This window comes from Paenibacillus sp. Marseille-P2973, assembly GCF_018101095.1.
GTDB classification, from domain to species: Bacteria; Bacillota; Bacilli; order Paenibacillales; family Paenibacillaceae; genus Fontibacillus; species Fontibacillus vini.
Window position 1 is genome coordinate 14470 of the sequence record NZ_JAGQEH010000013.1, and the last position, 16272, is coordinate 30741.

General features: G+C 37.4%; 13 protein-coding genes. 11 read left to right on the top strand and 2 right to left on the bottom strand.

Annotated elements, in window-relative coordinates; all coding sequences use genetic code 11:
• Positions 1-150: 150 nt before the first annotated feature.
• From KB559_RS20140 to KB559_RS20180, 9 genes are all read left to right on the top strand, one after another.
• Complete coding sequence (locus KB559_RS20140; RefSeq protein WP_211024425.1) at positions 151-4272, top strand: hypothetical protein; 4122 nt, start codon at positions 151-153, stop codon at positions 4270-4272.
• A gap of 841 nt (positions 4273-5113) precedes the next feature.
• Positions 5114-6853: an ABC-F family ATP-binding cassette domain-containing protein gene (locus KB559_RS20145; RefSeq protein WP_211024428.1), complete on the top strand. Its 1740-nt coding sequence runs from the start codon at positions 5114-5116 to the stop codon at positions 6851-6853.
• 506 nt (positions 6854-7359) lie between these two features.
• Complete coding sequence (locus KB559_RS20150) at positions 7360-8469, top strand: DegT/DnrJ/EryC1/StrS family aminotransferase (protein WP_211024430.1); 1110 nt, start codon at positions 7360-7362, stop codon at positions 8467-8469.
• Complete coding sequence (locus KB559_RS20155) at positions 8466-10034, top strand: hypothetical protein (protein WP_211024432.1); 1569 nt, start codon at positions 8466-8468, stop codon at positions 10032-10034. The genes KB559_RS20150 and KB559_RS20155 overlap by 4 nt, the downstream gene beginning before the upstream one ends.
• Before the next feature lies 1 nt (position 10035).
• Positions 10036-10731 (top strand): WbqC family protein, encoded by a 696-nt coding sequence (locus tag KB559_RS20160; protein ID WP_211024434.1) that lies wholly within the window; start codon positions 10036-10038, stop codon positions 10729-10731.
• 12 nt (positions 10732-10743) lie between these two features.
• A complete protein-coding gene (locus tag KB559_RS20165; RefSeq protein WP_211024436.1) occupies positions 10744-11721 on the top strand; it encodes a glycoside hydrolase family protein in 978 nt (325 codons plus the stop codon).
• The gene (locus KB559_RS20170) at positions 11718-12665 is read left to right on the top strand and encodes a glycoside hydrolase family protein (RefSeq protein WP_211024438.1); all 948 of its coding nucleotides are present in this window, start codon (positions 11718-11720) and stop codon (positions 12663-12665) included. Before KB559_RS20165 ends, KB559_RS20170 begins: the two co-directional genes overlap by 4 nt.
• Positions 12666-13403 (top strand): class I SAM-dependent methyltransferase, encoded by a 738-nt coding sequence (locus KB559_RS20175; protein WP_211024440.1) that lies wholly within the window; start codon positions 12666-12668, stop codon positions 13401-13403.
• A gap of 5 nt (positions 13404-13408) precedes the next feature.
• The gene (locus tag KB559_RS20180; RefSeq protein ID WP_211024442.1) at positions 13409-13867 is read left to right on the top strand and encodes a GNAT family N-acetyltransferase; all 459 of its coding nucleotides are present in this window, start codon (positions 13409-13411) and stop codon (positions 13865-13867) included.
• Between the two features lie 288 nt (positions 13868-14155).
• On the opposite strand, the gene KB559_RS20185 is transcribed toward KB559_RS20180, so the two are convergent.
• Positions 14156-14572: a VOC family protein gene (locus tag KB559_RS20185; RefSeq protein ID WP_211024444.1), complete on the bottom strand. Its 417-nt coding sequence runs from the start codon at positions 14570-14572 to the stop codon at positions 14156-14158.
• A 183-nt stretch (positions 14573-14755) separates the two neighbouring features.
• Between KB559_RS20185 and KB559_RS25260 the strand changes: the two genes are divergently transcribed.
• Entirely contained in the window at positions 14756-15172 is a 417-nt protein-coding gene (locus tag KB559_RS25260; protein WP_211024446.1) for a MerR family transcriptional regulator, read from the top strand.
• A gap of 11 nt (positions 15173-15183) precedes the next feature.
• Entirely contained in the window at positions 15184-15537 is a 354-nt protein-coding gene (locus KB559_RS20195) for a DUF4260 domain-containing protein (protein WP_211024448.1), read from the top strand.
• Here KB559_RS20195 and KB559_RS20200 read toward each other — a convergent pair.
• The gene (locus tag KB559_RS20200; RefSeq protein ID WP_211024450.1) at positions 15534-16139 is read right to left on the bottom strand and encodes an isochorismatase family protein; all 606 of its coding nucleotides are present in this window, start codon (positions 16137-16139) and stop codon (positions 15534-15536) included. The genes KB559_RS20195 and KB559_RS20200 overlap by 4 nt on opposite strands.
• Positions 16140-16272: the final 133 nt, after the last annotated feature.

Below are 16272 nucleotides of genomic sequence, written 5' to 3' on the forward strand. Positions count from 1 at the left end.
ACTCAAAGGAAACAATGTTCCCCCAAATAGTATATTCGAAGAATAATATTAAAATTAAAAGATAAGAGTTATAATGTCTTTAGTGAATTTCATAATACTTCCAAGTTTATAGTCGATATACTTCTTTGATAACTAATGGGGGGGAGAAATATGGGCCGAAAGAAGAGGAAGCTTGCAGAATTTACTCGTTTTAGTCGGCAGATCAACTTCACGAACACTTCTGAAATAATTGAAAATTTCAACAGCAGCATTGCTAATTTCGAGAGGTTTCAAGAACTATTATCAGGGGGAGATGAAGAGACAGCGTCGCGTTTCTTAAGAACTGCCGGAAATCTAATGTACAATGCTTGCGAATGGTCTTATAAAAACTATTTGGATTTACAGTACAAAGCTTTATTTGAGTCTAAGGTCATAACACAAAGAGAATGTGATGGGTTATGCGCGGCTCTTAGTGGAAAATCCTGTGACCTCAAATATTTGATTTCAGAAATTGGTAGAGTGGCTTCACCACCGCCGGATCGAGTAGGTATTGATTTTAACGTCATTTCTCGAAACGCGTTTCTAGTTAATAACGGACCGAAGCATCTAGCTGTTGTGCCAGACCCCCAAAAATACCTTATTTCGGTCGCTGAAATTAGAAAGTTCATAAAAGCATATATAGATCCCGATGCTGAATTGTCCACTTCAAATGATTCGAGTTATGGAGACGGAAACGCTTGGTACGAGTTAAAACTAGATTGCGATGATTTTGACGATACGAATTCGTATTGTTTGATTGTAGGATCGTTAACCGGTGCAAAAACAGAGGCCGTTCGAAACATATTTTCTGTTAAATGGGACTTAGTGTTCGATTTTGATCCATCTTCTGATACTGACGGGTTAGCCACTATGTATAAAGAGATTACCTGTGTAAATCCGCTTATTCGAGATTTGAGTCGTGAAAATGTTAGAAAACAGCTTAACTATTCTACGACTCCATACTGGGTGATGGCTTCAGGGTACATTGATCAACCTGAATCAATTGCAAATCAGAAAGACTGGAAATTTAAGTATGGGAGAAATCTCTCCGACTTTCTAGATAAATTTCATGCTGAGTATACAAAACCGCTAAAGGTTGTCATTGTTTCCTTTGTGGAAGAACGGATAGTTGAAAAAATAATCGAAGATTTCAATATTGCCTATGATAACGGAAATGATATTGATTTTTTTGCACTCTCTTCAGTTGGCGATTTTGGAAGAATAGAAGATGAAAACTTCAAAAAGTCGTCGTTGACGCTAGAGTCTCTATTAATGCATCTAGAGCTGACCCCTCCAACTGTACCAAATTCTAATGTAGGTCCAATTATTATTCATACAAAGGACGGAGACAAGCCGCTCGATACAAATTTTTATTCACGTTTAAGCGATTCATTTGAACTTGTATATAAAGGTATCGAAACCGGGGAAATGGCAGACAGTTTGAGGACAAACCCAGAGTTTTTCTATCGGGGTATGGTTCCAATTAGTTGGTATGGTTTAAAAAAGCATTTTGATATCGGGAGAAACGAAAATAAGACGGCAGTAAAGAAAATTGTGCGTGATCTTGAGGATAAGGGGCGAGTGATTCGTTCACTTCACTACTCGCCAGGGATAGGTGGAACTACCGCCATGCGTAGAATTGCATGGGAGCTACACGATACATACCCGGTACTTATTCTAAAGGAACATCTCGGGGATGAAACGGTTAGTGTACTCGAGAAACTCTATAATTTATGTAAATTGCCCATACTTGTTTTGGCAGATAGTAATAATATTTCGGCGGTAGATGCCCGAAAGCTACACAGCGAGATCAAAGCAATAAATTTTCCATTTTACATATATTACATCGAAAGGGTAGGTAGATTTTCAAAGCCTTCATCAATCCATTCAAATGAAGTGCTCAAACTGCTAGACGATACAGAAGCTAAAGAAATGAAATTGAATTTAGTGCCTTTCGTTGGCGATCCATCAAATATGATACAACTGGAACGGATTTGTGATGTAGAGTCGGAAGAGCGGTCACCATTCATAATGTCTATGTATGCTTTTGAAAAGGAGTTTAAGGGCGTTAAGCATTATGTGGCCAACTTCTTCAAAGACTTGATACCCGAATCTAAGAAAATACTTTGCTACATTGCATTGGCCGACTACGCAAACAAGGACATTGACGTACAGTTTTTTGCAGAGCTTTTCGAAAACTCTGAGATTGAGAACTTCCTATTTGAGCAGGATAGTGCATTCAATAGCTTGGTAGCATTACAGGAGAAACACCCATCTAAAAAGTCATTTCGAATCAAATACCCAATGTTTGCGACAGAAATATTAATTCAGTTGTCTAACGGACGAAATGGAGAACAAATTTCTTTTATCAATTTGTTGGATTACTTGTTGAGTTTTATTGAGGACTCTAGAAAAAATAAATATTTTTATAACCGTGACACAGTTGAATTGTTAAGATCTTTGTTTATTACAAGAGTGGAAGATGCTGATTCAACAAGGCCGACGTTTTCTCCTTTAATTGAACAATTGCGAGAAGAGAGCGAGGTTTATAGCTATACCTCGAATCTATCGGATGATATTATTGGTCGTATTTTTAAAAAGCTTGTAGTTATATATCCAGATGAGCCTCACTTTATTGCACATTTGGCTCGGTTCTACTTCTATATTGAAAAGGATTATGAGAAAGGCTTCCAAGCTATTGAAGAGGCGATCGATGCTTCTCAATCAATAGGAAAAGTGGACCCGATGCTTTATCACATGAAGGCAATGGGTCATTCTTCCCGAATAACCAACAAATACATCCCTGCAATTCGTAAGCATTATAGGGAGAATGAGTTGGATGAGATGAATGCACTAATAGAGCATTTGAAAACTGATGCAGAACAAGCTATGAATATTTTTGAAGATGTTCGCTCAATGGATTCTGGAATCGCTGGATACTTATCTGATATTAATCTTTGCATTAGAATTGTGGATATGGCAAAGTATACTACAGGATACTATGATTCGGCAGAATTCCTCGCTAATAATTCAGATAGTTGGTATATGTATTTTGTCGATAGGGCATGTACCTTAGCAAAGGCTTGCGAAAGTAAAGTGACAGACCGTGACGCAACACTCGTTTCTGAGATGGATGCCGAATTAAAAACTATGTTGGGTGATCTAGAATCTACTATTTCTATATGGGAGAAATATTTGGAGAATACAATAAATAAGCGTAAGCCTCAGGCTAGACGAATGCTCGCGAGGGCATATCACAATAAAAATGAGAGAATTACTCCAGATAAAAGAAATCAGCTTGAAATTAAGCGGATTGTAGAGTTAATGCAAGAAAATCTTTATGAAGAGAAGAGCGAACCGGAAAATATAAGGATTTGGTTTAATGCTATTCGTTGGCTGAAATCAGACAATCCCGATGAAGTGATCGATGACGCAATTATTAAATTAAATACTTGGGCTCATTCAACAGGTTCCGTAGAAGCGTATTATTATCGTTTCATTCTTAAGTTCCTGAAGGCTCTCGATGGTAGTACAGCAGCAGAACAAGAACTGCCTAGATTGCTTAGGGAATTAAAAAGTAAGACCGAGCGGATGCACAACAGTACTATTATTCACGAGTGGTTAGGTGGGAATGGTGAGGGGCTTGGTAAATTAATTAATGCTAGGGATTACCGAGTCACCAAGAAGGATGAAGACTTAAAGAATGATCTTCATTTGCTTACAGGTCGTATTACTGAAAAACATTACGTTAACGATAATCACGCTTATATTTCATTGTTCGGAATAGAAATCTTTTTTAACCCAAACGCCACCGGAGGAGAAATCGACCATAGCCAAACTAATCAGAAAGTGAAATTCGGAATGGGCTTTAGTTATGAAGGACCTAGGGCTTTTAATCAATCGATTGAAATAACAACTGGCGGGAGTGAATCGATCCCTGAAGTGTTAGGTTCCCTCGGTTACGGCCGGATTGTTAAGTGTGAGGTTTTAAAAAATATTGAGCATTATGTAAAAGTTCGTATTATTGGATTTGAGGTTACGGGGAGCATACATGTAAATAACTTGAAGACATATTCAAGAGAAATGCGACCACCGATTGGCAAAGTGTTTGACGCGATGATATTGAATAGAGGATATGATACAAAAACAAATTCTGAAATTTGGAATATGACGATGAAATTTGATAAGGGCGAGGACACGGACGATTCTGATAATCCTTTCCGTGCAAAGCTCCGGCAATTCAAAAAAGATTGAGGGTAAATAATTATTAGAAGAATAGACGCCTGGCGTCTATTCTTCTTTTGCTACTTACCCGTTACGGTGAACCGTACCATAAGTGGCAGGCCATTCGATGGGCGGCTTCTTATCACTAAATTTTGCGCTTGATTATACGGAACGTGTGTAAAAGCTGTTACTTTATGCCCCTGCTGGAACTTTCCATAGAATAAGTTTTAAATTCTTCACGAAGATTTACCCTGCATTGTTGTTTCACACGGAGAAGTGGATTGACAATGCCTTTTATGGTTTTCAGGCAAGGAGGAGCCATTACACCCTCTTTTTCGCTCTCAAGTCATCACGGGTTACCGCCATGCGAAACCACTTCTGCAAGTGATGCCCACTGTATTTGATAAAGAGGAATTCCAAAGTTACAATATTCCTACTCTGCTCCTTATAGGAGATAAAGAAGTAATATACCCGGCCGAGAAGGCAATAGCAAATGCTAGACGTTTAATTCCTAATCTTGAGACCCATTTAATTGCTGGGGCAAGTCATTCCCTGACTATGGAGCATGTGGATGTTGTGAACGAACTAACACTTCTCTTCTTGCAAAAGGAGAATGACACTATAATGGGTTAAAACTTGCCGTTACAGACAGCGCGGTGAACCATATCACAAATAAAAACTCAGAGCCTTGAGGTTTTCGCAAATTCAGCTCTAATAGTTAGCGAAGAAAATTCCAATGCAAGAGTAAAACCTACAAACCAATTGTACTCCCCACCAAACAGTGTTAATCTGAAAATCGGCAACCTTAAGTTTAAACGCTGCCGCGCACCCCACAATACCCGCCGTTATGGCGATTCAGAAAGGTAACTCCATGATTAAAATAGATAACCTATCCTTCTCTTTCCCGCAAAAAGAACTATATCAAAACATTTCCTTCACGCTCGAAGAAGGACAACACTGCGCCTTTATCGGCACGAGCGGCAGCGGGAAAAGTACACTGATCGAGATGCTGATGGACCCGGAAAGGCATTTGTTCGAGGGCAAGCTGGAGATTGACCCAGATTGTAGAATCGGGTACGTCAGTCAGTTCTCGCAGGTGGACAAAACGAAAGAAATGACCGTTTTTGAATATATCGGGGAAGACTTTATCAAGATCCAGGATGAGCTCACCGCGATTTATGCTGAGATGGAAACCACGTCGGATATGGATTCGCTGATGGAAAAGTATCAATCGGCGTTGGACGCACTCGATGCCATAGGCGGGGATGATTTCGAGAGCACGATTAATAAGCAGCTGAATCTCGCCAATCTGATGAAGCTGAAAGACGCCAGAGTATCTTCCTTGAGCGGCGGGGAATTCAAGCTGATTCAAGTCATGAAGGAAATGCTCGGCAGTCCGGACTTGATGATTATGGACGAACCGGACGTGTTTTTGGATTTTGAAAACCTCAATGCGCTCAAAAAATTGATCAATTCCCACAAAGGCATGCTGCTGGTCGTTACGCACAACCGCTATCTGTTAAATCATTGCTTCAACAAAATCATTCACCTCGAAAACATGGAGATCCAGGAGTTTGACGGGCGGTATATCGATTATAACTTCTCACTGCTTCAGACCAAGATCGAGCTGCAAGAAATCGCGGTCGCCGAAGCCGAAGAAATCGAGCGATACGATCACATCATCGACAATCTTAGAGAGATCGCAACGAATGTTGCAGACGCGTCCAGAGGCCGAGCATTAAAAGCCAGAGTTAAGTTTCAGGAAAGATTGGAAGCACGCCGAATCAAAGCGCCGTTTGTCGAGATCAAGCAGCCGAATATTCGTTTTGATCTGGATCGTGAAGTGGAAGACGCCACTGTTGTAAAGGTTGCCAATTACAGCGTCGCCTTCGACGAGCTGCTTCTGCACAACGTTAATTTTGAAATCCAATCTACAGATAAAGTCGCGATCATCGGCCCGAACGGCACAGGGAAAACGACTTTGCTCCGCGAAATCTTCAAAAACAACCATGACTCCATCGAAATCAATGCAGATGTGAAAGTGGCCTATTTATCGCAGCTTCAAGACGAAACGCTAAAAGACTCGAATACGATCCTTAATGAATTCATCGACGCTGGGTTCAAAACGTATGACGAGATTAGAGCGCATCTTGCGAACTACGGCTTTGAAGGCGAAATTCTGGATCAGAAGATCGAATCATTATCAGGTGGAGAAAAAAACATGCTTCAACTGGCTAAAGTCGCTGGTAGCCAAGCCGACCTGCTTCTGCTTGACGAACCGACCAGCCATTTGGACCTCTATACACAGATTGCGCTGGAGAAAGCCATCGAAGACTACAAAGGCGCGATTTTGATGATATCCCATGATTTCTATTCCGTCGTAAACGGCATGGATTATGTGCTGATCATTGACGACAAGACGATTAGAAAAATGAGTATGCGCAAATTCAGACAGATGATCTACGCCAGTCACTTTGATAAAGACTATTTGGAAAACGAACAAAAGAAAAAGGCCGTTGAAATGCAGATCGAATTAGCTTTGAAAAATACGGATTTTGAAACGGCAAAAGGCTTGGTCGACGAGTTGGAAGACATCATTAAGCAGCTTTAGACGGCAACGCTTATAGTAACGGTAGAAAAAGGCCAAAAAAGACACTGATGAATAATATCTCAGTGTCTTTTTCTGCATACTTATTGAATTCACTATGGACTGGTAAAATTAATTAGCCCGGCCTGAGAGAGTGGAATATTGAGAGTTGGGTTCTTGAATAAGAGTAGGTAGAGTCATAAAAGAGCAATGATTACGAGTAGTTTAGGTGATTGGTGAGTACATGGATAGTAAAGGTATGTAAAATATATTCTGGTATCTTTTTGTTGAAAATGATAAAATAATATATTTTCCACAAAATATTGGGTGACCTGTTTTAATAGGTAATGTAATTATGATTATTTTCCGATATAAGTTAATAGACAACCTTAAGTGGGCGCTCATTAAAATAGATTTTAAGTTTGTTACAAAGCGGTGTTCAATTACTCTCAGAAAATAAAAGAGTAAAATAAATGCTGTCAGTACACAAAAAATATAAGCATAAATAAATTTAAGAGAGTGAAAATACTATGGACAAAACAAGATATGTTACAAAATCATTTTTGCCTCCCTTAGAAGAATATATTAATGAAATTAAAGGATTATGGGAAAGTTCAATATTGACGAATATGGGGGATTTGCATAAAAAGTTAGAGAAAGAACTAATAGACTACTTGAAAGTAAATGAAATCTCTTTATTTGTAAATGGTCATTTAGCGTTAGAACTTGCAATTCATGCACTTGGAATTACAGGGGAGGTAATTACAACTCCATTTACATTTATATCCACGACACATGCAATTGTTAGACGCAATTTAACCCCTGTGTTTTGTGATATAAACGAAGAAGATTATACGATAGACGTATCAAAGATAGAGTCACTAATAACAGAAAAGACTTCAGCAATCTTACCGGTACATGTGTATGGAAACATATGCAATGTAGAGGAGATTGAAAGAATTGCTAAAAAGCATAATTTAAAAGTAATTTATGATGCGGCACATGCTTTTGGCTGCGAATATAAGGGACGGGGAATTGGGAATTTTGGTGATGCTTCAATGTTTAGCTTTCATGCTACTAAAGTATTTCACACAATTGAAGGCGGAGCAGTAGTCTACAATAAATCGGAAGTAGGAAAGTTATTATATCAGCTAAAGAATTTTGGAATTAAGTCACAGGAGGAAGTTGACGGAATTGGACTTAATGCCAAAATGAACGAATTTCAAGCAGCGATGGGAATATGTAACCTAAGGCACATTGAAAATGAGATAGATAAAAGAAGACAGGTAACCGAATGGTATGATAAGAGATTGACAGGGGTGCCTGGGATAAAAATACGAAGTATACAAGAAAAGGTAAAATATAATTATTCATATTATCCTATAGTAGTTATAGAGGAAGAACTGGGATACAGTAGAGATGATATTTTTGAATGGTTAAAAGACCACCAGATATACGCTAGAAAATATTTTTATCCATTAACATATCAAGCAGAGTGTTACAGTGGAGTTTTTAATGCTGTAAAGACGCCAGTCGCAGATAGAATATCAAAGCAGATTTTGGTTTTACCATTAGCAACTGATATGACAGAAGAAGAAGTAGATAAGATTACTAACATAATAAGGAGCATTAAAAGGTGAAAAATTTATTTATCCAGTTGGAACACTTTTTAAGAGTCATTCAAGCATCTGGCAATAATGTAACTACAGAGTATTTAGAAGCAAAAAATAATTGCTTAGGAGAGTATAACGAAAAATGTAAGCAGCTGGGTAAAGATAAAGTTATCAAGGAGATACAGAATAGTTTTGCCGGAGACTACAGTAGTCAATTGTTTTTGTTAAGTGTATTGATTAAGGAGTTACATGATTTTGACGTACTATTATATTTACTAGATATATTATGCACCGAAGAAATCTCTCTAGGCGAGTTAAAACACTATAAAACCCAAGTTATTACTATGCTTAACAATAAAGTAACAACTCATCTTGAAAAGGATATCTATTTCAAACAACGTCAGTTAAACAGCAAAATAAATAAACTGTGGAGAGATGAGTTAGGGATAGAATTACCTTATGTTCCATTAAAAGATCGAAATTCAAATAGAATTGTAATTGTAACGAACCAGCTAATAGATGAAGACCATGCACCTACTCGTATATTGTTAGAATTAATCTATATTCTTCAAGAAGTTTATAATATGCAAGTATATACCATCGTAGCATTTGAACAAAATTATGACTATGGCAGTTGCATATCACCTATATTTCAAAATCGAACACAACAATTAGATAGATTCTTTGAACTTGATTGTGGGTTTTCAAAGATGATTGCTGGGTATCAGATTGTCATAAATGAGAATAATAATAATGAACAAAGAGAATTAGTGGAAGCAATTTACGACTATAATCCGATGTGTATATGGAAACTAGGAAGTATCGAGAATTTTGCCGATTTATTTAATGGCGTATTCACTGTGATGAGCATGAATTTAACAAAACAATTAGTAGTTTCAGAGAGTGATATTTTATTACGTTATTTAAAAGGTGATAAGAAGTCAACATATGAGATTGAGCGTTTTATCGAAGAGAAAAAACAAACCATTATAGATTTTAGAATACCATATGTTCCAGAAGATAATGGGAAGGAAATAGCAACATATGACTCGCTTCCTGAGGGTGCATTTCCAATAGTTATAGCAGGAAACCGTTTGCGGTCGGAGCTAAATAATATAGTAGTAGAAATGTTAGAAACTATATTGGAAATTTCAGATTCTATATATTTTATTTTTATAGGACAAGTTTCATTAGATCAAGTCACAACTAGTAAAAAGCTTATTAGTCGTTCAAGATATATGGGATATTCGAATAATTTTTATAGGGCTGTAGGAGAAGGAAAACTATTTTTAAATTTACCACGAAGTGGTGCAGCTGCAGGAGCGGTATGTTCAATTTTCCAAGGTATACCGGTAGTCACACTTCCAAACTGTGATGTCGCTAGTGCCGTTGGAGAGGAATTCGAATGTGAAACGTTAGAAGACATGGTGAATCAAGTGAAGAGATATGTAACGGATAGTGAATTTTATCAACACAAACATAATGCAGCCTTAAAGAAAGCGGAGGAAGAAAAACAAATCAATCTAGTTGATCAAGTAGGAAGAATTTTATTAGAAGCTAAACAACTAATTGAAAAGAAAGAGATAGTATAAAATGAAGATTGGAATAATGCAGCCCTACTTTTTACCGTATTTAGGATATTTTCAATTAATTAACGAAGTTGATTTATTTGTTATTTATGACAATATCCAATATACAAAAAAAGGATGGATTAATCGAAACCGCTATCTAGTACAAGGAAAAGATCACTATTTTACAATAGATTTAAAAAAACAATCAGATTTTTTAGATATAAGAGAACGACATATTTCAGAAGCATTTAACTCTACTAAATGTATTAATCAGCTAAAACAAGCCTATAAGAAGGCTCCTTATTATGAGGATATTATTGTGCTAGTTGAGAAGTGTTTTACTTACGATAATAGGAATTTATTTGAGTTTATATATCATTCAGTCAATATCATAGTAAGCTACTTGGGGATTAAGACAAAAATAGTAACGTCCTCTTCATTAGATATAGACAGTAGTTTGAGATCACAGGATAGAGTGATTGCTATTTGTAAAGCATTAAACGGAACGGAATATATAAATCCTATTGGAGGAGTGGATTTGTATTCAAAAGATGTGTTTAGTAAGCATGGTTTGGATCTAAAGTTTATCTCTATGGAGCCAATTCAATATGAACAATTTGGGAACGAATTTATGTCTGCGCTATCAATAATTGATGTCCTTATGTTTAATAGTAGAGAGCAAGTTATCGGGATGTTAAAACGGTGCCAGATAAATTAGAGGAGAGCCAGTATGCTGAATTGGAAAAAGAAAGGGTTATTATTTAATCCATGCGAGGATCAAAATAGACCGAGTTGGAGATGGAATTATGCACAAGGACAAAATGTACTAATATTTGATAGTTTTGTTCGTGTGTATTTCTCCTGTCGTGAAAAGCCAAATGAACAAGGGCAAACCATTAGTCGTATTGCATATGTTGATTTGGATCGGGAGGACCTGACAAAAGTAATTAAAGTTTCTGACCATCCAGTGGTAGAACTCGGTGGGATAGGTGAATTTGATGAGTTTGGAACTTATCCATTTAGTGTAGTTAGGCATGGAGATAAAATATATGGATATTATGGTGGAGTTACACGCTGCGAATCAGTACCTTTTAATGTTGCCATTGGTTGTGTTATAAGCGAGAATGATGGCCAGTCATTTAAGAAAATAGGAAGGGGACCTGTAGTTTCCTATTCTATAGAAGAGCCATTTGTGGTGTGTTCTCCTAAAGTTAGAATTTACGATGGAAAGTGGTATCTATTTTATTCTGCAGGTAGAAAATGGGTTTCTGTCGATAATGGAAGGCCAGAGATCTACTATAAACTTAGGATGGCAACGTCGAAAGATGGAATACATTGGGATAAGTTAAATAAGGATATTATAGCTAATAAGCTAGGTGAAGATGAGGCGCAAGCATGTGGAGATGTAATATATAAAAATGGTATGTACCATATGTTCTTCTGCTATCGAAAATGTTTAGATTTTAGAAAGAATGCTAACAACTCTTATAGGATTGGTTATGCAGTTTCTAGGGATTTAATACATTGGACTAGAAAGGATGAGGAGTGCGGAATTAATGTTTCAAAGGTTGAGGGTGATTGGGATAGTGAAATGATTGCATATCCCAATGTATTCGAGCTAGACGGAAAAGTATATATGCTATATCTCGGGAATGAAGTGGGTAAATATGGATTTGGATTGGCTGAGCTAGAAGGAGATTTAATATGAAATGGCATCGAGTAGGGCCGAAGGATGGATTAATATTTGATCCTCGGGAGTACGGATTAAATTTTGCCAAATCTCCGCAAGTTGTGGTTCATGATACGTATTTAAGAATTTATTTTTCTTTTTGCGAAATTGATGAACGGCAAAAATACATTAGTAAAGTAGCTTTTATTGATATAGATAAAACATTCTCAAAGATATTGAACCTATCGACATCAGTTTTGGAAAATGGAGAATTAGGTTGCTTTGATGAGCATGGAATATTTCCATTTAGTCCATTTCAATATGAAGGAAAAATTTATGGCTATACAAGTGGGTGGTCACGTAGAGTCTCTGTTTCAACGGATACCGGTATTGGGTTAACAATATCAAATGATGGTGGAAAAACATTTAAGCGAGTCGGAAATGGACCTGTTTTAACGAGTTCCTTAGAAGAGCCATTTCTCGTCATTGATGGTTTTGTCAGATTTTTTAACGGTTTATTTCATATGTGGTATATTTATGGAACTCAATGGATACAGTTCCCGGGCCAGAATGAACCAGATAGAATTTATAAAATTGGTCATGCTGTTTCTAATAATGGCCTAGATTGGGAACGAGAAGGACGACAAATTATTAGTGAAAAAATCCCATTAGAGTGTCAAGCCCTTCCTAGTGTCGTGTTCTATAAAAATAGATACCATATGTTTTTCTGTTATAGGCATGCAACTGATTTTAGAAAGAATAGGGAAAAGAGCTATCGCATTGGATATGCATATTCTGATGATCTTGTTAATTGGACTAGAGCAGATGAAATCGCAGGAATAAGGCTACCTGAAACAGGATGGGATAGTGGAATGCAATGCTACCCTAATGTTTTTGAAATGGAAGGAACTTTGTATATGTTATATAACGGAAATAATTTTGGCGAGAGTGGATTTGGAATTCTGAAATTAGTGGAGGATTAGATGAGAGATTATAATAAGGAATTACAAGACAATAGTAGACAATATGCATATAATTTTGACTTTGATATTATGCATCCCTATATGATAAAGTCTTTTGAGCCATACATGGTAAGTGGGGATGCCTTAGAATTAGGGTGTTATCAGGGAGCATTTACTAAGCGTTTAAATACTATTTTTGATAATATTACTTGTGTTGAGGCATCAAAGGATGCAATTAATATTGCGAAAGAGAGCCTGGATAACGGAAAGATAAATTTTATTCATGATATATTCGAACAAGTAAATCTACAGGAAAAGTATGATAATATATTTTTAACCCATGTATTAGAACATATAGACGATCGTATAGGATTACTTAAAAAGATAAATGATGAATGGCTGAGTGACAAGGGAGTTGCTTTTATTGCATGTCCGAATGCTAATGCCGCTTCACGGCAGATTGCAGTCAATATGGGGATTATACCAAGTTGTGAGTCCGTAACAAAAGCAGAAAGTGAACATGGACATAGAGTTACATACTCTCTAGAAACGTTACGAAAGGATATACAACAATCGGGCCTGAAAATAATTTACTCCTCAGGAATTTTCTTCAAGGCTTTAGCAAATTTCCAGTGGGATCAGTTATTGAAAACAGATATTATCTCTAAGGAATATCTTGATGGATGTTACGAATTAGGGAAGAAGTATCCAGACTTATGCTCTACAATCTTTTTTGTATGCATGAAAGGTGGAAAATAGTAATAGTGGATTCAATAGAATTAAAAATGAGAAAATTGAATTCATATAGTGAGATTCTAGGAATATTACAAACCTTTGATGATAGCTTTAATCCTAAAATTTCAGAAAAGGTTGGATCCCTAGAAGAGTATGCAAAAAAAATCAATACCTTTGCATTAACATATACTATAAATCGTAATGATGAGGTAGCGGGATTTATTTCTTTTTATGTAAATGAAAAAGAAGTATATATAGCCCTTATCGCCACTAAAAGAACTGAACGAAGAAGTAAGTTAGGAACACAGCTATTAAACAAGGCTATTGAATATTGTGAAAAGAATTGTTTAGGTTATGTTAGATTAGAATTGGATGATCAGAATAATATAGCACAGAGGTTTTATGAAAAACATGGATTTACTGAGGACTTAAAGTCCTCTGAAACTACAACATATTATATATATAATATTGTTCGTAGTGTATCCTAACTCTAACGGGAATTGATTCAAGAGAATAAGAGCTTCTTCGCCAAAAAGTCACCTGATTGGGTGCTTTCCATTCCCACTGTAGATAATATGGGTAACCTTACCATAAATAAGAACAAAACCATCGTTAAGGGAAGCGTCAAAGTACAATTCGTTGTCTTTGACGCTTCTTTTGGCTGTTAAACAGTTATCTTACTGATTATTGAACGGTTCAGCTGGTTTTAATAGGACGCCGGGGTAGGTTCCCGGCGTCTTTCCTGTTAATCCCAATATAAGTGCTCTCCGTTATCCTTAACCCTGAGCTGCATCCGTGTTCATGCAGTTGATTGCCCACAAATGGCCGTCCAAGTCCACGAAGCCCCAATGATACACGGGACCATGATATTCAGGCTCAGCATGTAATTTCCCGCCCAAGGAGACCGCGGTATTCACGATTTCATCGACCTTTTCCCGGCTCTCGAAAGCCAATGCAATAGTCATCTGCGCATACTTGCTCGTATCGACCGATTCCTTCTCCGTGAGCGTTTTAAAGAATGCTTCATCGATCAGCATAACTTGTAGGTTATCGCCGATCATGATGGCCACCGACACCTCATTATTGGGGAATTGCGGGTGGAGCTCGAATCCGAGTCCGGTGAAGAATGCCCTCGATTGTTCTACGTTGTTTACAGGCAGATTGATGCTCGTGAATGTGGATGTTAATGCCATTTTTAAACACCTCATCTTCAAATTGGTTTGTTGTCATTGATGCTGTTGTTTATTTAGACGAAACCCGAGCCGGAAATTCATCGGACTACTTGATTCGGAAGTGGTTCATTAGCGCTATCTGTCATAAATAGTTGACTCTGGAGTTTACTCCAATGTTATGATTTTCCTGGAAGGGGGGCTAAAGTGAAAATCGGGGATTTTGCGAGCAAATACCAAATTCAAACGGACACCATTCGCTATTATGAAAAAGAGAACTTATTGACTCCAATTAGACTAGAAAATGGTTATCGGGAATTTGATGAAGAATGTGAAAAACAAATACAAATTACCATCGTATTGAAGCAATTAGGTTTTACAATAAAGGAAATTCAACAATTACTTCTATTACGAGACAACAAATCTATATCAACCGAATGTAAGGATACAACAGTATTGTTATTCGATCAAAAAATCATGAAACTTGAGGAAAAAATCTCGTTTTATCAACAGGCATTGAAAGTCGTGCAGACCATTAAAGAACTTGCAAGTGATGTGAAGTATTTAGAGAATATAGACGATATTGAAAAACTAGTGCTTGGTTTATTTCAAAAGGATTTATAAGGAGAGAGATGATGACAAATAAACAAATCGTTCATGTTGAATATGCAGTTGCCTTTGCGCTTTCCCTTTTTATTTACATGCAGCTACACTTTCCCATATGGTTGTTCGTAGTTCTTTTATTCGTTCCTGATCTTACAATGCTCGGGTACACAATGAATAAGAAAATAGGTGCGATGGTTTATAATTTGGGACACACCTTTATTTTCCCCCTGCTTTTTGTATTAGGTTATTTATATTTTTCAAACGATTATCTATTATTAGGATCGATCATCTGGATCGCCCATATATGCATGGATAGAGCAATAGGTGCCGGGTTGAAATATCAGGATTCCTCATTTACTAATACACATATACAAAGGCTTTAAGGTTCCGCTAGCAAGATATCTTCTGTCGTACGAATCCGGCCTATCCTAGGGAAAATGATATTTCTTACATGCTCATGTTCGCCTTTGGTAAACCCGGTCATGGCGTCGATTGCAAAAATAAGATGATAGCCATGCTGAAATGCCTCTCTGGCGGTTGTATCCACTCCAATCCCTGAGGCTATGCCGCATAGAACGATCGTATCAATGTTTCGGCGGCGTAATTGCAGATCAAGGTCGGTTCCATGAAAAGCTCCCCATTGCTTTTTGGAGATGATATGGTCTGTTTCCGTCACTCCGAGCTCGGGAACAAATTCATCCCAGCCCTCTATCAGATTTAGTTTAGGTGGTGTGATATCGAGCTTGGGAGAAGGCATATCTTTGAAATCTTTACTGGATACGTGCACGAGCGTCACAAAAGCCCCCTTATTCCGGAAATGAAGGGCCAGCTTAGCTGAATTGGCAATGACCGTCTCGGCGGAATAAGGAGCATATTGATTGCCGATCCATTTTTGCAGGTCGATGACGACCAGAGAGGTTTTGCTCCAATCCAATAACTTTTCTCTTTCCTCACCCTTTAATTGATTTCCCTGTGGTAGATTCATATAGATTCTCCTCCTCCGATCATGAGCTTCATACCCTCATCCTGTATTAAAATGAAGACTACATTAGTATATAGTCGATGGTATAGAATAACGAGAGAGGGAATGATCCTAGGAGTGTTACTCCCAGAATACA